The organism is Ruegeria sp. BE1 (genome assembly GCF_056538885.1).
Genome location: NZ_JBQFTY010000003.1, coordinates 499,602 through 517,101, shown reverse-complemented (window position 1 = coordinate 517,101; position 17,500 = coordinate 499,602). Strand labels below are relative to the sequence as shown.

19 protein-coding genes and 1 pseudogene are annotated in these 17,500 nt (G+C 59.4%); 4 read left to right on the top strand and 16 right to left on the bottom strand.

All coding sequences use genetic code 11. The annotated features are described in order from the left end of the window. Positions 1–21 precede the first annotated feature (21 nt). The 10 genes and pseudogenes from ACR0J5_RS12735 to ACR0J5_RS12690 all read right to left on the bottom strand — a co-directional run bounded on the left by ACR0J5_RS12735 (position 22) and on the right by ACR0J5_RS12690 (position 8,018). Positions 22–186: an Ltp family lipoprotein gene (locus ACR0J5_RS12735; protein ID WP_480653877.1), complete on the bottom strand. Its 165-nt coding sequence runs from the start codon at positions 184–186 to the stop codon at positions 22–24. A 12-nt stretch (positions 187–198) separates the two neighbouring features. Next, positions 199–303 (bottom strand): annotated as a pseudogene (locus ACR0J5_RS12730) (Ltp family lipoprotein); the annotation flags it as partial. Positions 304–539: 236 nt separating this feature from the next. Beyond that, a complete protein-coding gene (locus ACR0J5_RS12725) occupies positions 540–1,688 on the bottom strand; it encodes an alpha-hydroxy acid oxidase (RefSeq protein ID WP_480653875.1) in 1,149 nt (382 codons plus the stop codon). A 127-nt stretch (positions 1,689–1,815) separates the two neighbouring features. Next, on the bottom strand, positions 1,816–2,349 hold the full coding sequence (gene nusG, locus ACR0J5_RS12720) for a transcription termination/antitermination protein NusG (RefSeq protein WP_480575707.1): 534 nt from the start codon (positions 2,347–2,349) through the stop codon (positions 1,816–1,818). Positions 2,350–2,541: 192 nt separating this feature from the next. Continuing rightward, on the bottom strand, positions 2,542–2,739 hold the full coding sequence (gene secE / locus ACR0J5_RS12715) for a preprotein translocase subunit SecE (RefSeq protein WP_480653873.1): 198 nt from the start codon (positions 2,737–2,739) through the stop codon (positions 2,542–2,544). 68 nt (positions 2,740–2,807) lie between these two features. Next, positions 2,808–2,966: a cbb3-type cytochrome oxidase assembly protein CcoS gene (gene ccoS, locus ACR0J5_RS12710; RefSeq protein ID WP_170355309.1), complete on the bottom strand. Its 159-nt coding sequence runs from the start codon at positions 2,964–2,966 to the stop codon at positions 2,808–2,810. Positions 2,967–2,970: 4 nt separating this feature from the next. Beyond that, positions 2,971–5,148: a heavy metal translocating P-type ATPase gene (locus ACR0J5_RS12705; protein ID WP_480653871.1), complete on the bottom strand. Its 2,178-nt coding sequence runs from the start codon at positions 5,146–5,148 to the stop codon at positions 2,971–2,973. A 4-nt stretch (positions 5,149–5,152) separates the two neighbouring features. Continuing rightward, a complete protein-coding gene (locus ACR0J5_RS12700) occupies positions 5,153–5,614 on the bottom strand; it encodes a FixH family protein (RefSeq protein ID WP_480653869.1) in 462 nt (153 codons plus the stop codon). Position 5,615: 1 nt separating this feature from the next. Beyond that, on the bottom strand, positions 5,616–7,043 hold the full coding sequence (ccoG, locus tag ACR0J5_RS12695) for a cytochrome c oxidase accessory protein CcoG (protein ID WP_480653867.1): 1,428 nt from the start codon (positions 7,041–7,043) through the stop codon (positions 5,616–5,618). 99 nt (positions 7,044–7,142) lie between these two features. Then, positions 7,143–8,018 (bottom strand): LysR family transcriptional regulator, encoded by an 876-nt coding sequence (locus tag ACR0J5_RS12690; RefSeq protein WP_480653866.1) that lies wholly within the window; start codon positions 8,016–8,018, stop codon positions 7,143–7,145. A gap of 100 nt (positions 8,019–8,118) precedes the next feature. Between ACR0J5_RS12690 and ACR0J5_RS12685 the strand changes: the two genes are divergently transcribed. Next, positions 8,119–8,301: a hypothetical protein gene (locus tag ACR0J5_RS12685; protein ID WP_480653864.1), complete on the top strand. Its 183-nt coding sequence runs from the start codon at positions 8,119–8,121 to the stop codon at positions 8,299–8,301. 125 nt (positions 8,302–8,426) lie between these two features. Here ACR0J5_RS12685 and ccoP read toward each other — a convergent pair whose 3' ends face one another. From ccoP to ccoN, 4 genes are read right to left on the bottom strand one after another with little or no spacing between them, the layout of a single operon-like run. Then, positions 8,427–9,290, bottom strand: a complete 864-nt coding sequence (gene ccoP / locus ACR0J5_RS12680) for a cytochrome-c oxidase, cbb3-type subunit III (protein WP_480653863.1) — start codon at positions 9,288–9,290, stop codon at positions 8,427–8,429. Further along, the gene (locus ACR0J5_RS12675; protein WP_480653861.1) at positions 9,287–9,472 is read right to left on the bottom strand and encodes a cbb3-type cytochrome c oxidase subunit 3; all 186 of its coding nucleotides are present in this window, start codon (positions 9,470–9,472) and stop codon (positions 9,287–9,289) included. The genes ccoP and ACR0J5_RS12675 overlap by 4 nt, the downstream gene beginning before the upstream one ends. Positions 9,473–9,482: 10 nt before the next feature. Then, positions 9,483–10,211, bottom strand: a complete 729-nt coding sequence (ccoO, locus tag ACR0J5_RS12670) for a cytochrome-c oxidase, cbb3-type subunit II (protein ID WP_480653859.1) — start codon at positions 10,209–10,211, stop codon at positions 9,483–9,485. Between the two features lie 14 nt (positions 10,212–10,225). Then, a complete protein-coding gene (gene ccoN / locus ACR0J5_RS12665; protein ID WP_480653857.1) occupies positions 10,226–11,833 on the bottom strand; it encodes a cytochrome-c oxidase, cbb3-type subunit I in 1,608 nt (535 codons plus the stop codon). A 196-nt stretch (positions 11,834–12,029) separates the two neighbouring features. Here ccoN and ACR0J5_RS12660 point away from each other — a divergent pair, with 196 nt between their 5' ends. Beyond that, positions 12,030–12,869 carry a universal stress protein gene (locus ACR0J5_RS12660; RefSeq protein WP_480653855.1) on the top strand — a complete coding sequence of 280 codons (840 nt, stop codon included), beginning with the start codon at positions 12,030–12,032 and terminating at the stop codon, positions 12,867–12,869. Positions 12,870–12,899: 30 nt separating this feature from the next. Here the strand turns inward: ACR0J5_RS12660 and ACR0J5_RS12655 are convergent, their stop codons facing one another. Next, positions 12,900–13,151: a GlsB/YeaQ/YmgE family stress response membrane protein gene (locus tag ACR0J5_RS12655; protein ID WP_480653853.1), complete on the bottom strand. Its 252-nt coding sequence runs from the start codon at positions 13,149–13,151 to the stop codon at positions 12,900–12,902. A 44-nt stretch (positions 13,152–13,195) separates the two neighbouring features. Further along, complete coding sequence (fnrL, locus tag ACR0J5_RS12650) at positions 13,196–13,939, bottom strand: transcriptional regulator FnrL (protein WP_480653851.1); 744 nt, start codon at positions 13,937–13,939, stop codon at positions 13,196–13,198. 61 nt (positions 13,940–14,000) lie between these two features. On the opposite strand from fnrL, the gene hemN reads away from it, so the two are divergent. Both hemN and ACR0J5_RS12640 read left to right on the top strand, forming a co-directional pair. After that, a complete protein-coding gene (gene hemN, locus ACR0J5_RS12645; protein WP_480653849.1) occupies positions 14,001–15,356 on the top strand; it encodes an oxygen-independent coproporphyrinogen III oxidase in 1,356 nt (451 codons plus the stop codon). A 204-nt stretch (positions 15,357–15,560) separates the two neighbouring features. Continuing rightward, positions 15,561–17,489 (top strand): elongation factor G, encoded by a 1,929-nt coding sequence (locus ACR0J5_RS12640; protein WP_480653847.1) that lies wholly within the window; start codon positions 15,561–15,563, stop codon positions 17,487–17,489. Positions 17,490–17,500: the final 11 nt, after the last annotated feature.

Sequence of the window (17,500 nt, the reverse complement as noted above, 5' to 3'; positions counted from 1 at the left end):
ACAGCTATGTTCGCCTAAAGCTCAACAAGCCCCTGCTTGTTGAGCCTCAAAGGTCGCTTGATCTTTGGTGTACTTGTCGCCGTAATCCGAGGAAAGCTGATCGATTAGCCCCCTGCAGGAAAACCCTGAAATCTGCAGATACTGCTGAGCGGACTTAACCGCCTGTGCGTTCCAATCGATATTCATGCTGTCAACCGCGATTGTGGCGTCGGCAACCTCATAGCCGTCACCGTATGCGGAGGAAAGCTGCTCAATAAGACCAACCCTCGAAAACCCAAAAAACTCAGGTAATTCTGGGCTGATCTGACAGCGTTTTTCTGTGGACCGGACAAGCTCTGAGCCGATACCATTGGTGAACTCAGCATGCCGCAGAAAAGGGCTATTGCGCTAAATATTCGAAACATAGGAAATCCTCGCAAAAATCAGTACTTGCTCTCATAAATGCAGACTCAATGGGACTTCAACCCTAAGCTGTTTTCAGGACTTTTCAAAAAGCACGCCTCTTGCAGCCGGACCCATCAGACAGGCCGCTGCACTCATCACCGATACCGCAAATTCTCGCGGTTCAACTGATCCAACTTGGTGACACCCATCAGCTTCATGTCGCGTTCGATCTCGGTGCGCAGGTTGCCCAGTGCCTTTTCGACACCCGCCTGCCCCGCAGCCGCCAGCGCGTACAGGTACAGACGACCGCCCGAGCAAGCCTTGGCCCCAACCGACAGCGCCTTGAGCACATGGGTCCCACGCTGAATGCCACCTTCGCAGATGACGTCGATCTTGTCGCCTACTGCGTCGCAGATCTCGGCCAGTTGATCGAACGGCGCGCGCGAGCCGTCCAACTGACGGCCACCGTGGTTTGACACCATGATCCCCGTACAGCCAATGTCGACCGCGCGCTTGGCGTCCTCGACGCTCATAATGCCTTTGAGGGCAAATTGACCGTTCCACTGTGCGCACAGTTTCTCAGCATCTTTCCAGTTCATCGACTGATCCAGCATGGTCGAGAAGTATTCCCCCACCGACACCGCCAGATTGGTGCCTGCGCTGACGTGGCCCGATAGGTGCGGCATGTCGAACTTTTCCTTGGTCAGAAAGTTCCACGCCCACATCGGATGGGTCGCAAAGCTCAGCAGTGACGACGGCGTCAGTTTCGGCGGCGAGGTAAAGCCGGTGTGCAGGTCGCGTTCACGGTTGCCCCCGGTGATGGTGTCCACGGTCAGGGCCATCACGTTAAAGTTCGCCGCCCGTGCCCGCTCTAGCAACGCGTCATTCAGGCCCCGGTCCTTATGGAAGTAGAACTGGAACATCTTGGGCGTGTTGGTGATCTGGGCGATTTCCTCCACTGTCACGGTCGCCAGCGAGGACACTCCGAACATAGTGCCGTATTTGTCGGCGGCGCGGGCCACAGCGCGTTCCCCTTCATGGTGGAACAGGCGTTGCAGAGCAGTGGGGGCGCAATAGATCGGCATGTCCAACTTTTGACCCATGACCTCAACGCTCATGTCTACCTCATCCACACCAACCAGCACGTTGGGCACCAGGTCGACGTCATCAAAGGCCGAGGTATTGCGCCGATAGGTCAGCTCATCATCGGCGGCACCGTCGATATAGTGAAAGATCGGTCCGGGCAGGCGCTTTTTGGCCAGCTTGCGGAACTGCTGAAAGTTGTGACAATCCGAAAGATTCATGCGCTTCCCCGTTTGGTAAAATTTTCTTACCAAAATATCCCTGCCTAAATTTGCCGGGGTTTTCAAGAAAAAACCCGCCGATTGGGATCGGCGGGTTCAAATTCTTTTGCAAAACGCGCGGAAACGGTCAGCTTTGCTTGGTCACCTGCGTAAAGTCCAGTTCGACCGGGGTTTCGCGACCGAAGATCGAAACCGAAACTTTCAGCTTCTGCGCTTCGTCGTCCACGCCTTCGACCATGCCGTCGAAATCTTCGAACGGGCCGTCATTGACCTTGACCTTCTCGCCAACCTCAAAGCTGATCATCAGCTTGGGCGCTTCTTCGCCTTCCTGAACGCGGTTGAGGATCTGGTTTACCTCGGCATCACGCATCGGCATCGGGCGGCCTTGGGGGCCAAGGAAACCGGTAACGCGGTTGATCGAGTTCACAAGGTGATAGCCCTGATCCGACATCTCCATATGCACCAGTACATAGCCGGGCATGAAACGGCGTTCGGTCGTGACCTTTTTGCCCCGGCGCACTTCGATCACCTCTTCGGTGGGCACCAGAACCTCGTCGATGTCGTCCTCAAGGCCGTGTTCTGCAACCGACGTGCGGATCTGTTCTGCGATCTTCTTTTCGAAATTCGAAAGAACGCTGACCGAGTACCACCGTTTCGCCATGAACCTGTCGTCCTTGTTTTTCTCAGGCAGCGGCAACGCGTGCCTGTCATTGAAATTCCATCACGTGACCCGGAATAAAAAGCGGCGCGCAGCCCGAATCGCCGCACGCCCATTCCGAATAGTCCCGCGTCACTACTCTGACATTGCGCGCGGTGCAAGGGGGCAGCGGCGTTTCCACCGGCCCAGAGCTGTTTAGTTGAACGCGCCCAGGATCAGCTGCAGCCCGCCGCGAATGCCCAGATCGACCAGGGCAAAGAACACAGCCGTCAGCGCCGCCATGATGAACACCATAACCGTGGTCAGCAAAACCTCGCGGCGCGTGGGCCATACGACCTTGGCGACTTCGGCGCGGACTTGCTGAATGAACTGGATCGGATTCATAGTTGCCATGTGGCTTGGGTCTCTCTGCTAGCGGATGGGCCGGACATAACCGGGCATTGCGGTAATTTCAAGGGCTGTCAGGGCTTGGGCTTGTCGTCCCATTCGTCGCTCAGGATGCGGCGCGCGTCGCCCTCGGGGTCATCATACTGGTTTGAGCGCACCGTGTAGACAAACGCCACCAGTCCAACCCCGCCCAAAAACAGGGAAATCGGTATGAGATAGGCCAGAACTTCCATAAGGTTACCTCAGCCGCAGGGCATTCAGGGACACGGTGATCGACGAGGTCGACATCGCCAGCGCCGCGATCAGCGGGGTGGCCAGCCCGACCACCGCCAGCGGGACCGCGATGATATTGTAAACGGTGGCGATACGGAAATTTTCACGAATCCGTTTGGTGGCTTTTTCCGCCGTGTCGCAGGCATCGGCGATGGGCGACAGATCATTGCCCAGCAGCACGATGTCGGAGGCCACCCGCGCCGCATCCAGCGCCGAGGCCGGCGAGATTGACACATGCGCCGCAGCCAGTGCTGCGGTGTCGTTCAGACCGTCGCCCACCATCAGAACATGATGACCCTGATCGCTGAGGTCCTGCACACGGGTCGCTTTGTCCTGCGGCAATGCCTGCGCAACCCAGTTGTCGATACCAAGCTTCGCGGCCAGCGCCTGAACCGCGCCCTGCGTATCGCCCGAGATCAGGATCACCTCTTTCCCCGCATCGCGCAGCGCTTGCACCGCGTCCGCCGCGCCGGGGCGCAGGCTGTCCGAGAACAGGAACGGTGTGGGCGCCTGCCCCGCCATAGACAGCCATGCGGCGGTCTGGTCGCCCTCTTCCGCGCCGGTCCATGCCGCGCGGCCCAGACGCACACGCTGACCGCGATGGGTGCCCTCGGTGCCATAGCCCGGGACCTCGGTAACATCTTTCAGCGTGGCGGGTTTGATCCCCGCCTCGCGCGCGGCCTTGGTCAAAGCAACCGACAGCGGGTGCGAGGACGCCTCGGCCAGCGCCAGCGCGACCGCAAGGTCAGCGCGGGAATGATCGCCGAGGTTGGTCAGTTCCGGCGTGCCCGAAGTCAGCGTGCCGGTCTTGTCGAAAACAACCGTATCGACCTCGGCCAGACGTTCCAGCGCAGTGGCGTGCTTGATCAGCATCCCCTTGCGAAACAACCGCCCCGAGGCCGCCGTGGTCACCGCAGGCACGGCCAGACCCAGCGCACAGGGGCATGTTATGATCAGAACGGCAGCGGCGATATTCAGCGCCGTCCGCACGTCACCGGAATAGATATACCAGCCCACAAAGCTGAGCGCAGACAGGATATGCACACCGGGCGCATAGAGCTTGGCGGCCTTGTCGGCCAGCGAGGTGTAGCGCGACCGCCCCGATTCCGCGATGGCCACCAGATCGGCCATGCGGTGCAGCGAGGTATCTTCACCCACCGCCGTCGCGCGGATGGTCAGAGGGCCGGTCAGGTTGACCTCACCAGCGCTGACGGTCGTTCCCGCCTCGGCAAAAACCGGCAGGGTTTCCCCCGTCAGCAGGGACCGGTCGAGTTCCGACTGACCCGATACGATTTCACCATCCACAGGCATCCGCCCGCCGGGGCGGATAAGGATCAGATCGCCCACGTTCAGGGTTGCAACAGCAACTTCTTCCTCGACCCCATCCACCACACGAATGGCGCGGGGGACTTCCAGCGCGGTAAGCTCCTCAGCCGCAGATCGGGCAGCAGCGCGGGTGCGATAGTCCAGATAGCGGCCGGCCAGCAAAAAGAAGGTCAGTGTGAGAGCGGCATCGAAATAGGCATGCTCACCGCTGAGCGCGGTTTCCCACAGCGATGTCACCAGCGCCAGCAAGATCGCCAAAACGATCGGCACATCCATGTTCAGGCGGCGCACACGCAAAGCCGACCAGGCATTCGCAAAGAAGGGTTGCGCCGAAAAGGCAATCGCTGGCAGGGCAATCGCCGCTGAAATCCAGTGGAACATGTCGCGCGTGGCGTCTGATGCGCCCGACCAGACCGACACCGACAACAGCATCACGTTCATCGAGGCAAATCCGGCCACCGCCAACCGCATCAGCAGATCGCGGCCTGCCTTGTCCGACTGCGTGGCGGACAGCGCGCCGGGGTCCAGCTCATGCGCTTCGAACCCTGCGCCTTCCAGAACCGGAATCAGATCCGCTGCCCGCAGATCCGGGGCCGCTTTGACCATCGCGCGTTTCAGGGTCAGGTTGACGCGGGCGTCTTCGACGCCGGGATGGGCGTTCAGCTCACGCTCGACCGTGGCAATACAGGCCGAGCAGTGGATACCCGGCAGAGACAGCGCAATCTGCACATCCTGCGGAATGGGCCGGGCCGGTTCCGCCGGGCTGGCAATGCACCCCGGACACGCCGCCGTACCCGATGTCAGCTGCGCCGTCATCCGATCAGCCCTTCACATACAGCGGCACGCGCTGCGCGAACTCGGCGCCGGAACTATCGCGGGCCACCAGACGGATATTCCAGTTCCCCTCACCCAACGACGCAGGTGTCGCATAAGCCTGACCGTCAAAGGTGAAATCGGGTGAGAAATCCTCATTCACATGGGTTGCGCGGCCTACAACGGCCTGCAATTCGGCCACCTGCACCGGTGCGCCGGTTTTGTCGGTGATATGCAGGATCAGCAACCCGCCCGAGACCTCAGCCCGGACAAACCACCCCAACGCCTGATGTTCCTTCAGACGCTCGTTGAACTCCTGACTGGCGATGTACGAGTTCTTGACCTCAAGGCCCGGAAAGGTCTTCACCGCGTTATAGGCCAGAACCATGTTCACCGCGATGATCACACCGAAGGCACCGACAAACACTGCCAGAGCGTGCTTTCCGGTAAATTTGCGTTCTTTGGCCATCTTAGTTTCCTCGTCCGTTGAACGTGGTGTCCTTATAGGCGCGCTCACCGCTTTCCAGGTCTTCGACCCAGATTCGGACCGAGGTCACATCAGCAGCGGCAGGCCCGGTATCGCCTGAGGTCACGATATAAACACGGGTCAATTGTGCCGTATCCGCCGCGACATTGACAGTGTCTCCGTCAATCCCTTCGATCTGCACCTGCAGCGCCGGATCACCGGCCAGAGACAATTTGAACGGACGCTCTTCGCCATGCTTGTTGCGCAGGCGCACGTCATAGGTGTTGCGGATCGTTCCGTCAGACAGGGTCACAAAGGTCGGGTTGCGCACCGGGGCCACCGTCAGATCGATGTCCGAGCGGATAAACAGTGCAAACAGCAGCGCAAAGCCCACCGCCGACCACATGGCGGTATACATGATGGTCCGGGGCCGCAGGATGTGTTTCCATACGTTCTTGGGTGGCTTGCCCGCACGCTCATTGGTTTCATCGCTGAGCGCCATGTAGTCGATCAACCCGCGCGGCTTGCCGATCTTGGCCATCATGTCATCGCAGGCGTCGATACACAGGGCGCAGGTAATACACTCCAACTGCTGACCGTCGCGAATGTCGATGCCCACGGGGCAGACATTCACGCAGGCCATACAGTCAATGCAATCGCCCAGCTCGGAATCAGCTGTCCGCTTGCCCTTGCCACGCGGCTCACCCCGCCATTCGCGGTAACCTACGACCAGCGTATCCTCATCCATCATCGCGGCCTGAATACGCGGCCAGGGGCAGGCGTAGATACAAATCTGTTCCCGCGCAAAACCGCCGAACAGGAACGTCGTGCCAGTCAGGATCAGGACCGTTGTATAGGCGACCGGATGCGCATTCCCGGTAACCAGATCACGCAGCAACGTGGGGGCATCGGCAAAATAGAACACCCAGGCCCCGCCAGTCGCCACACCGATCAGAAACCAGACGGTCCACTTCGTAACCCGCAACCGAGCCTTGCGAAAATCCAGCTTTTCTTGACGGTGCAAACGCAGACGGGCGTTGCGGTCGCCCTCAATCCAGCGTTCGACCAGAATATACAGGTCGGTCCAGACGGTCTGCGGGCAGGCATAGCCGCACCACACGCGACCCAATGCTGAGGTAAACAGGAAAAGCCCAAGACCGGCCATGATCAGCAGCCCGGCCACAAAATAGAACTCGTGCGGCCAGATCTCGATCCAGAAGAAATAGAAACGACGGTTTGCCAGATCCAGCAACACCGCCTGATCCGGCAGACTGGGACCGCGGTCCCATCTGATCCAGGGCGTAAGATAGTAAATCCCCAACGTGACCGCGAGGATAATCCATTTCAGGTTTCGAAACGGCCCGGCTACGCGTCGGGGAAAGATAGGCTCCCTGGCAGCATAAAGGCTGGGGGCGGGGTCGGAATCGCTCACGAGCTGGCTCCAGATGTGGCTGATTTTAGCGACTTGTCCCAGATCACACGTCCGCTCACTTTGACATGTGTCAAAAGCGCATCGCACAGACACCTTTTGTCACATGCGACCGGATTGTCGTCTGAGCCACCCGACAAGTGTCTTCACCGCCGGGCGCAGCGGCGTATCGCCTGTGACGATATGATATCCCTGCCCGCCCGGTTCGCAAAACAGTTCAACAATACGCCCTTCTCGTATGTCGGTCTCGACAAAATGCCGCGCCGTTGCCGTGACGCCCTGACCGGCGCGCAGCCCCTCAAGAACAAGATTGCCGGGCAGCGCGATGCGTCCGGCCCCGGGATTGTGCGCGACCCCCTGACGCGCCAGCCATGAGGTCGCTTCGGTTGTGCCAAGCTCTTCCAGCCAGGGCAGTTGGCTCAACTCATCCGGGGTCATCCGGGTCCGGCCTTGCAACAAGGACGGCGCCGCGACGATGACAATCGGGCTTTGCAGCAGCAGTTCCGAGTTCAAACCCGGCCAATCACCATCTCCGTACCGGATGGCGATATCCACACCGCCGGGCCGCAGAGTAACAAGATGCGGCGACGGGTCCAGCACCAGGGGAATGTCTGGATGTTTGGCCTGAAACGCAGGCAGGCGCGGCATCAGCCACGATGCGGCAAAGGATGGGGTCAGCGACACGTGAACCGGGCGATCTTGGGCAATATGCATCAGATCAGCCACCGCGTCACCGATTGCACCGAACCCAAGATGCAGGGCGCGGGCCAGTTTCTCGCCCTCGGCGGTCAGGGTCATGGATTTGCCGCGCCGGTCCAGCAGAACCACCCCAAGATGGTTTTCCAGGGCCCGCAACTGTTGGCTGATGGCAGCGTGGCTAACATTCAGCATCGCACCTGCCTGCACTACGTTTCGGCTGTCTGCAAAGGCGCTAAAGGCCCTCAGCGCCGCCATCGGAGGCATCTTCATCCAATCCATATGTAATCCTGACTTACATAGCAATTAGGCAATTGAGTCGCATTTTAACGCTCGCAGATCAATCTTGAATACAGATGAAGTTACATTCAGGAGACGTCAGATGCTTTCTATTCTTGCGCGTACATTCATGACCGCCACGCAGACACGTGTTGAGGGCGAACCAGACCCACGGGATCGCCGCGATGTGCAGAAACAACGCTGGCTACCGGAAAACCACTGGTGGAAAGAGGGGAAACGCGCACGCTTTTCGCACTGCACCTCACAAACCAAGGGCCGCGCCTAGACCGCCTCATCCGTGATTTGTAAGATAGAGGGTAAGCACCGGCTGTTCAGGAAACGCGCGAACAGATGGAACAGCCGGTGCCTGAACCTTCGGACGGCGAACCGCCCGAAGGTATTCTTTTGCCCTTACTGACCGCCACCCAATTGGTGGACATAGGCGGTAACCGCGCGGATCTGCGCGTCGGTAAGGCGATTTTCCCAGGCGGGCATCACGCCAAAGCGGCTGTAGGTGACCGTTTCGGTCAAGGCCTCTTCGCTGCCGCCGTACAGCCAGATCGCATCAGTCAGGTTCGGTGCACCCTGGAAGGCATCACCCTTGCCATCTTCGCCGTGGCACGCTGCGCAATTGTCTTCGAAGACAACTTTGCCTGCCTGCGCCGCCGCGTCGTCGCTCTGGGCGTTGGTCAGGGACATGACGTACTGAACCACTTGGGTGATTTCTTCTTTCTCAAGCAGCTCACCAAAGGCCGGCATCTCGGAATAGCGCGCATCGTCGCTTTCCTCGTTCCGGATACCATGGGCGATAGTAAACTCGATATCCTCAAGTGTACCGCCCCACAGCCAGGCGTCGTCCAGCAGGTTCGGGAAGCCTGGCGCACCCTGCGCGCCCGAGCCGTGGCACTGCGCGCACCAGGTCCGGAACACAGCACCGCCCGCGTTCACAGCATATTGCTGCAAATCGGCATCGGCTGAAATGCTCTCAAGCGGTGTGTCCACCAGCCGGGCATTCCAGGGCGCGTTGGCCTCTTCAAAGGAAACGATGTCCTCCTGCACTTCACCGCGCGAAGACCATCCGGTCACACCCGCGGTCGCCGACTGAACCAGCGGCCAGGCAGGATACATGATCGTGTAGATCACGCCCCAAATGATAGTGACGTAAAGGGTCCACAGCCACCAGCGCGGCATCGGGTTGTCGAACTCTTCCAGACCGTCCCAGCTGTGCCCGGTGGTCTTGGGATCACCCGGCAGTTTCTCAGGTGTCTTGCTCATGGCCGCGCCTCCTTGGATTCGGCGGGTTTATCTTGATGCCTGAACGGGATGTTGGCGGTATCTTTGTATTCCTTGCTGGACCCCGGGCGGAAAACCCAAATCACGATCCCAAGGAAAAACGTAAACAGAAGCAACAACATCCAGCTATCCGCGAACTGCCGTAAGAGAGTATATTCTTCCATCACACCCTCCTTAGCGGCTTGCGTCCGGGGTGAAGGTCGAGAAATCAACCAATGTCCCCAGCATCTGCAGATAAGCGACCAACGCATCAGCCTCGGTCAGTTCAGACTGACCATCGAAGTTGCGCACGCTGACCTTGTCACCATAGCGTTCCAGCAGACCGTCATAGTCGCTGTCCGGATCGGCCTGCGCACGGAAGTCGGCCTGCGCGTTTTCAAGCATTTCCTCGGTATAGGGCGTGCCCAGAACCGCGTTCGCTTTCATCACATCGGCGATGTACTCGCCGTCAAGCTTGCGATGCTCAAGGAAGCCATATTTCGGCATCACCGATTCCGGCACAACCGACTGCGGATCACGCAGGTGGTCCACATGCCACTGGTCCGAATAGCGGCCACCAACACGCGCCAGATCAGGACCGGTCCGCTTGGACCCCCACTGGAACGGGTGGTCATACATCGACTCAGCCGCCAGCGAATAATGGCCATAGCGTTCGACCTCATCCCGCATTGGGCGGATCATCTGGCTGTGGCAGACATAGCAGCCTTCACGCAGATAGATCTCGCGCCCCGCCATTTCGAGAGGGGTGTAAGGGCGCATGCCCTCCACCTTCTCGATGGTGTTCTCAAGGTAGAACAGCGGGGTGATCTGCACGATGCCACCGATGGTCACGACCAGAAAGCTGAACACCAGCAGGAGGGTCGCGTTGGTCTCGAGGATCTTATGTTTGTCGAGAATTGCCATTGCTCCGGCCCTCCTTATTCAGCCGGGACCGCGACGGTCAGGCTGGCCTCTTTGGCCGGTGCCTTGCGCACAGTCATCCACAGGTTGTAGCACATGATCAACGCACCGGCGACGAACATCACGCCACCCAGCGCACGCACCACGTACATCGGGAACTTGGCAGCCACGGTGTCAGCGAACGAGTTCACCAGGAAGCCGTTGGCATCCACTTCGCGCCACATCAGGCCTTCCATGATACCGGTGACCCACATCGACGCGGCGTAGAGCACGATGCCGATGGTGGCGAGCCAGAAGTGCCAGCTGACCATCTGCAGCGAATACAGACGCTCGCGCTTCCACAATACAGGCACCAGATAGTAGAGCGCACCAAAGGTGATCATACCGTTCCAGCCCAGCGCGCCTGAATGCACGTGGCCGATGGTCCAGTCGGTATAGTGGCTGAGAGAGTTCACAGCGCGGATCGACATCATCGGCCCTTCGAAAGTGGACATGCCATAGAAGCCGACCGAGATCACCATCATCCGGATCACCGGGTCGGTGCGCAGCTTGTCCCATGCGCCCGACAGGGTCATCAGACCGTTGATCATACCACCCCACGACGGCATCCACAGCACGACCGAGAACACCATGCCCAGCGTCGAGGCCCAATCCGGCAGCGCGGTATAGTGCAGGTGGTGCGGACCGGCCCAGATATACAGGAAGATCAGCGCCCAGAAGTGAATGATCGACAGCTTATAGCTAAAGACCGGACGTTCGGCCTGTTTCGGGATGAAATAGTACATCATGCCCAGGAAGCCCGCGGTCAGGAAAAAGCCCACAGCGTTGTGGCCGTACCACCACTGGATCATGGCGTCTTGTACGCCCGACCAGACGATGACCGATTTCGAGCCCCAGATGCTGACCGGGATGGTCAGGTTGTTGACAACGTGCAGCATCGCAACGGTCACGATAAAGGCCAGGTAGAACCAGTTCGCCACGTAGATATGCGGCTCTTTCCGCTTGACCACGGTGCCCAGGAACACAGCCAAGTAAGCCACCCAGACGATGGTCAGCCACAGGTCAACATACCATTCGGGTTCCGCATATTCCTTGGACTGCGTACCGCCCAGAACATATCCGGTCGCCGCCAGCACGATGAACAACTGATAGCCCCAGAACACGAACCACGCCAGATTACCGCCCCACAGGCGCGCAGCGCTGGTGCGCTGGACCACATAGAACGATGTTGCCAGCAGCGCGTTACCGCCAAAGGCAAAAATCACCGCCGAGGTGTGCAGCGGGCGCAAACGGCCAAAGTTCAGGTACCCCTGTGCCCATTCGAAGTTCAGCGTCGGAAAGGCCAGCTGAAACGCGATAAAGGTCCCTGCAAGGAACCCGACCACGCCCCAAAAGGCTGTTGCGATGACACCGTAACGGATCACGCCGTCCATGTATTCGCCCGAGCGATCTACGAGGATATCTGGCTCATCGGTTTTTCGAAGCGTCCAGATGAACAAACCACCGGCGATCAACATCACCAGAAATGCGTGCACCTGATACGCCAAATCGCGTGCATAGTTGGTCCCGATCGCTGCGAATATCACGACCAGACCAAGCACGATCAGCTTGATGTAATTTGACATATTGCGTCCCTTTGCCATGCCCCACGCGATTCTCTTTTTGTCGCGGGACCTGTTTGACTGGCTGCGGTTTTCTCTGATTGGCGCGTGACTTGCTTTGATCTGTGTCAAGACAATCACGTGATTTCTGTGTCTATCGTTGTGACGTAAACGGGCCTTAAGGCCCGGGATGAGCACATTCTGAAGGCATGAGGTCGCAATGGCTTACAAATCTCTTCTCACAGTCATGACGGAAACTGAGCAAAGCGACCCTGCCCTTGCCCAGATGGCCGCGCTGGCAGCCGCGCAGGATGCCCATGCCGAGGCGCTGTGTCTGGGCGTCGACCGCAGCCAGACTGGCTATTATTATGCCGGGGCCAACGCCCTGATCCTGCAAGAGACGCTGAACCGCGCCAATGCCGAAGCGGATGAGATTCTGGCCTATGCGAAAACCTATCTGGGCCGAACCAACACGCGCTGGTCAGCCGAAAGCGGGGTCGCTCAGATTTCGGATATCGGCCGCCATGTCGCCCATCGGGCCCGTTTCTCGGATCTGGTGATCCTGCCGCAACCCTATGGCAAGGATCGCGGCGCCGAGGCGGAACCCATTATCGAAGCCGCGATGTTCGAAGGACACGCGCCGGTTCTGGTGACACCGGAAAACACTGAGCCATTCGACCGCCCCCGCACGACCCTGCTGGCCTGGAACGAAAGCGTCGAGGCAATGCGAGCGATCCGCCAGGCTCTGCCTTTCCTGATCGAATCCGAGCTTGTGCGCATCGTCGTGATCGATCCTCCGCGTCACGGGCCTGACCGATCAGACCCGGGCGGAATGTTGTCGCAGATGCTGGCCCGACACGGGGTCAAAATCGAAATTGACGTGCTCAGTAAAACCATGTCGCGGGTGTCGGACGTGTTGAAACGGCACGCCACGGATACTTCTGCAGACATGATCGTTATGGGCGCCTATGGCCATTCGCGGTTCCGCGAAGCCATTCTGGGCGGCGCAACACGTAACATGTTGGAACAATCCCCGGTGCCGGTGTTTATGGCACACTAACAGGGTTTCCACGGCCAAAGCCTGCCTCGGCTATTTCTTAACCAGTCCGATCAGGAACAGCAGGATCACAGCACCGATTGTGGCAAAAAAGATCGAAGAGATCATGCCGCCGCCAACCGCAAAGCCCAGCGCCGGAAAAATCAGGCCAGAGACAAAGGCACCGACGATACCGACAATTATGTTACCGATCAGGCCAAAGCCCCGACCTTCCATGATTTTTCCGGACAGCCACCCGGCAATGGCACCGATAAACAGCATTGCCAGAATACTAGTAAACCCCATGGCGTCCCCCTAGTCTTTGGTGGGTTGGGTCAGGCGCGCTGGCCTCAGACCAGGAACCCGCCATCCGTATCGTCTCCGGCCTCTTCCATCAGGCGACCCATATCCGGGATGGTGACGTGGCGCTTGCCCTCAAGCAAAATGACCTGGTCCTTTTTCAGGGCCGATATCTGACGGCTGACCGTTTCCAGTGTCAGACCCAGATAATCTGCCATCGCCTCACGCGTCAGTGGCAGATCGAACACGATGGGGCCGCTATTACCACCTTGCCGGATCGAGGCATCACGCCGGGCAATGATGGACAACAGGCTGGCGATCTTTTCACGTGCGGTTTTGCGCCCCAGAACCAGCATCCATTCGCGCGCGGCGTCCAACTCGTCCAAAGTCATCTGCAGCAGGCGATGTGCAATATGCGGCGTCGTGCTCATCAATTCTTCGAAAGGCTTTTTGCGAAAGCAGCACATGACCACATTCGTGGTCGCCTGAACGTCATAAGCGGCCGAGTCGCGGCCCGGGCGTCCGACGAAATCGCTGGGCAGCAAAAGCCCGACCATTTGCGTGCGCCCATCTTCCATTGTCTGGGTCAACGAGGCGATTCCCGACACAACAGAGCCCACGAAATTCATCTGATCTCCGGACCAGATGATCGTCTGGCCCGCTTCGAAACTGCGATAATATTTAATGCCTTCAAGCTCTTCCAGCTCATGCGTGTCACAATGCGCACAGACGGCACGATGCCGGATCGGGCATTCTTCGCAGTTGGCGTGGTCAATTTTAAATGTCGGTGTCATGCGCGTCTTCACTTGATCTCTGTCAAAGCATCTAGCTGTTGCGTCCAGTAAGTGTATCGCCATGATAGTGAAACCACAATTGGCAAAGCTTGGACTATTTGACGCGAAAGTCCCGCGTTACACAAGCTACCCCACGGCCCCCCATTTCAGCAATGATGTGGGGCCAAGTCTTTTTGGCGACTGGATTTCCGGAATAAAACCCGGAAGCGAGGTATCGCTGTATATCCACGTTCCCTTCTGTCGCAGGCTGTGCTGGTTCTGCGCCTGTCGGACACAGGGCACCCAGTCGGATAATCCGGTGATCGCCTATGTCGATGTGCTTAAGGCCGAGTTGGACCTGCTGGCTGCGCATCTGCCCGATGACGTGACACTGTCGCGCCTGCACTGGGGCGGTGGCACGCCCACCTTGCTGAACGCGGATCTGATGCGTGATCTGGCCGCACGGATTCTCGATGTAGTTCCGCTGGGGCCAAACGCCGAGTTTTCGGTTGAGATCGACCCGAATGAGATCGACGAGGCCCGTCTGGACGCGCTGGCCGAGGCCGGGATGAACCGTGCCTCGATCGGGGTTCAGGACTTCGATGATGAGATTCAAAAGACCATCGGGCGCATCCAAAGCTATGACACCACACGCGACGCCGTCGATATGATCCGCGCGCGCGGGATCCGCAGCCTGAACGCAGACATCCTGTATGGTCTACCGCATCAGACCAAATCACGAATGACTGAAAGCGTGCAAAAGCTGCTGTCGCTCAGCCCGGATCGCGTGGCGCTTTATGGCTATGCGCATGTGCCGTGGATGGCCAAGCGGCAACAGCTTATCCCGTCAGACGCGCTTCCGACCCCCGAGCAGCGTCTGGACCTGTTCGACACTGCCCGCCGCCTGTTCATGTGGGACAACTACGCCGAGATCGGCATTGACCACTTTGCCACACAGGATGATGGCCTGACGCACGCGCTGAATGCCGGGCGGCTCAAGCGAAACTTCCAGGGCTATACGGACGATCAGGCCGAGGTTTTGATCGGTGTGGGTGCCAGCTCGATCTCGCGCTTCCCGCAGGGTTATGCGCAAAACGCACCCGCCACATCGGCCCATACAAAAGCCATTCGCGAAGGGCGTTTCTCGACCTCACGCGGGCATGTGTTCAAAGGGCAGGACGTTTTACGCTCGCGCCTGATCGAAGCGCTGATGTGCGATTTCCAGATCAACTCGGCCGAGATTCTGCGAGACCACGACATCACCGAGGCCGAGTTGCAGACCATGTACACAGACACCAATGCGACCTTCGACGGGCTGCTGCGCGTCACCGAAGATGGCCTGTTCATCCCGCATGAGGCCCGCGCCCTGACCCGTATGATCGCACGTAACTTCGACGCCTATGACCTCAGCAAGGCGGGCCACAGTTCGGCGATCTGACCTTTATTCGGCGGGCCGGATTGCTGGCCTGCCCCTCTGATACCGGCACAGGGGCTTGACGCAGGCCTCTGGTTTTCTCCACACTCGGGGCGTGCGACCGCACCCCGAGGCAGGCGAATTCGCAGACAGTTCACACCCGCGCATCCGCGTTGGTTGGCCCTTTTCGTGCAGGTATATCTGCAACCTGAAAGAGGGACAGCACTCATGCGCGTTTTTACCGTCCTCGGCCCCAGCCAATCGGGCAAAACCACTCTGGTCGAGGCCATCAGCCGCCTCGACGGGCGGCCCACCACATTCGACGTATCCGGAACCGTGCACCTGCACGGTTTTTCTTACTTGGACGAGCCATGGTGCGCCATCGACGTCGACGGGGGCGGCGATAACCTTGCTTATGTGGGCCCTGCCATGGCGATCTCGGACGCGGCGGTCGTTGTTGTTCCGCCCGACCCCAACGCGGCCGTACTATGCGCCCCCTATCTGAGGCTGGTCGAAGAGGCCGGCATTCCCTGCTTCCTGTTCATCAACCGCATGGACAGCCCCAATGGTCGCATCCGCGACATTATCTCGGCGCTGCAGACCTATTGCACCCATCACATCGCCCTGCGGCAGGTCCCGATCCGCGAGGGTGACACGATCATCGGTGCAGTCGATCTGATCTCGGAGCGGGCGTGGAAGTATCAGGAGGGGCAGCCCTCGGCCCTGATCGAGTTGCCGCAATCGGTCGAGGATCGCGAACAGGAAGCGCGCACCGAATTGCTGGAAACCCTGTCGGATTTCGACGATCACCTGCTGGAACAGCTGATCGAGGACAAGCAGCCCCCCAGCGCCGAGGTCTATGATCTGGCCGCGCAGGTATTGCAGAACCATCAGCTGATCCCGGCCTGTCTGGGCGCGGCGAGCCATGGCAACGGCTTGACCCGCCTGATGAAAGCCCTGCGGCACGAAGCGCCCGAGTTCAACATCGCCGCAGATCGCGATGAGGCGGCCGAGGATGCCCGCGCCATTGCCGGGTTTGCCGATGTAAAGAAACATATCGGCAAGATCGTGGTACTGCGTGGGTTGGGCGCAGGCGTGAAGGCCCATGAAAATCTGGGTGGCGAAACGGTCGGCAACCTGACCACACTGGACGCCAAGACCCAGATCGCGGACCTGCCCGCCGGGCAAATCGGGCTGGCGGTCAAATCCGATCATCTCAATCCCGGCAACATCTACGATAGCTCAGGTGCAACACCGCTGCCGGAATGGGCGTCCTCTCATCCCGCTGCACATCGGCAAGTCGTGTCCCCCGCGCATGAACGCGATGACGTGCGCCTGTCAAATGCGCTGACCCGTCTGGTCGAAATCGACCCAGGCCTGCATCTGGGGCAGGATGAGTTGAGCGGCCACGCCATTCTGGGTTCGCAAGGGCCGCAGCATATGCGGCGCGTCACCTCCAAACTGGCCGAGGATTTCGGCATCGAGATTGCGACAGACCAAGCCGAAACCGCCTATCGCGAGACGATCCGCGCACCCATCGAACATCGCCACCGTCACCGCAAGCAATCCGGCGGAGCAGGGCAATTTGCCGACGTAGTGATCTCGGTCGCGCCCATGCCGCGCGGGGCAGGGTTCCAGTTCGAAGAGGTGGTCAAGGGCGGCGCGGTGCCGCGCAACTATATCCCCTCGGTCGAACACGGGGCCAAGGATGCGCTGGTGCAGGGGCCCGAAGGCTTCCCCGTGGTCGACGTGAAGGTCACGCTGAGCGACGGCAAACACCACAATGTGGACAGTTCCGACTATGCATTCCGCACCGCGGGCAAGAACGCAGTGCGCGAGGCGTTGCCACAAGCCAAACCCGTGGTGCTGCAACCGATCCTGAACGCCGAGATTCATCTGCCCTCGGATTTCGTCGGCGATCTGGTTCCAACCATCAGCTCTCTGCAAGGTCAGGTGTTGGGCTTTGAGGGCAACCCCAACGCCTCGGGCTGGGAGATTTTCAACGCCCAGCTGCCCGCCGTCGCCGAGGATGAGCTGCACCGCACCCTCGCCAGCGCCACACGCGGCACCGGCTGGGTCAAGCTGAGCTTTGATCACTATGAAGAATTGCGAGGGCCGGTGCCGAAACCGGCCGCAAAAGAAACGGCAAATGCCTAAGTGAAAGTGGC

Bases quoted from the DNA above. Each gene is read 5' to 3' on its own strand.
- ccoN (WP_480653857.1), bottom strand. From the start codon at position 11,833: ATGTCAAATTACATCAAGCTGATCGTGCTTGGTCTGGTCGTGATATTC.
- ACR0J5_RS12655 (WP_480653853.1), bottom strand. From the start codon at position 13,151: ATGGGGTTTACTAGTATTCTGGCAATGCTGTTTATCGGTGCCATTGCC.
- hemN (WP_480653849.1), top strand. From the start codon at position 14,001: ATGATAGTGAAACCACAATTGGCAAAGCTTGGACTATTTGACGCGAAA.
- ccoS (WP_170355309.1), bottom strand. From the start codon at position 2,966: ATGGAAGTTCTGGCCTATCTCATACCGATTTCCCTGTTTTTGGGCGGG.
- ACR0J5_RS12705 (WP_480653871.1), bottom strand. From the start codon at position 5,148: ATGACGGCGCAGCTGACATCGGGTACGGCGGCGTGTCCGGGGTGCATT.
- ACR0J5_RS12675 (WP_480653861.1), bottom strand. From the start codon at position 9,472: ATGGAAGAATATACTCTCTTACGGCAGTTCGCGGATAGCTGGATGTTG.
- ACR0J5_RS12725 (WP_480653875.1), bottom strand. From the start codon at position 1,688: ATGAATCTTTCGGATTGTCACAACTTTCAGCAGTTCCGCAAGCTGGCC.
- ccoP (WP_480653863.1), bottom strand. From the start codon at position 9,290: ATGAGCAAGACACCTGAGAAACTGCCGGGTGATCCCAAGACCACCGGG.
- secE (WP_480653873.1), bottom strand. From the start codon at position 2,739: ATGGCAACTATGAATCCGATCCAGTTCATTCAGCAAGTCCGCGCCGAA.
- ACR0J5_RS12735 (WP_480653877.1), bottom strand. From the start codon at position 186: ATGAATATCGATTGGAACGCACAGGCGGTTAAGTCCGCTCAGCAGTAT.
- ACR0J5_RS12685 (WP_480653864.1), top strand. From the start codon at position 8,119: ATGCTTTCTATTCTTGCGCGTACATTCATGACCGCCACGCAGACACGT.
- ACR0J5_RS12660 (WP_480653855.1), top strand. From the start codon at position 12,030: ATGGCTTACAAATCTCTTCTCACAGTCATGACGGAAACTGAGCAAAGC.
- ACR0J5_RS12640 (WP_480653847.1), top strand. From the start codon at position 15,561: ATGCGCGTTTTTACCGTCCTCGGCCCCAGCCAATCGGGCAAAACCACT.
- fnrL (WP_480653851.1), bottom strand. From the start codon at position 13,939: ATGACACCGACATTTAAAATTGACCACGCCAACTGCGAAGAATGCCCG.
- ccoO (WP_480653859.1), bottom strand. From the start codon at position 10,211: ATGGCAATTCTCGACAAACATAAGATCCTCGAGACCAACGCGACCCTC.
- nusG (WP_480575707.1), bottom strand. From the start codon at position 2,349: ATGGCGAAACGGTGGTACTCGGTCAGCGTTCTTTCGAATTTCGAAAAG.
- ACR0J5_RS12700 (WP_480653869.1), bottom strand. From the start codon at position 5,614: ATGGCCAAAGAACGCAAATTTACCGGAAAGCACGCTCTGGCAGTGTTT.
- ACR0J5_RS12690 (WP_480653866.1), bottom strand. From the start codon at position 8,018: ATGGATTGGATGAAGATGCCTCCGATGGCGGCGCTGAGGGCCTTTAGC.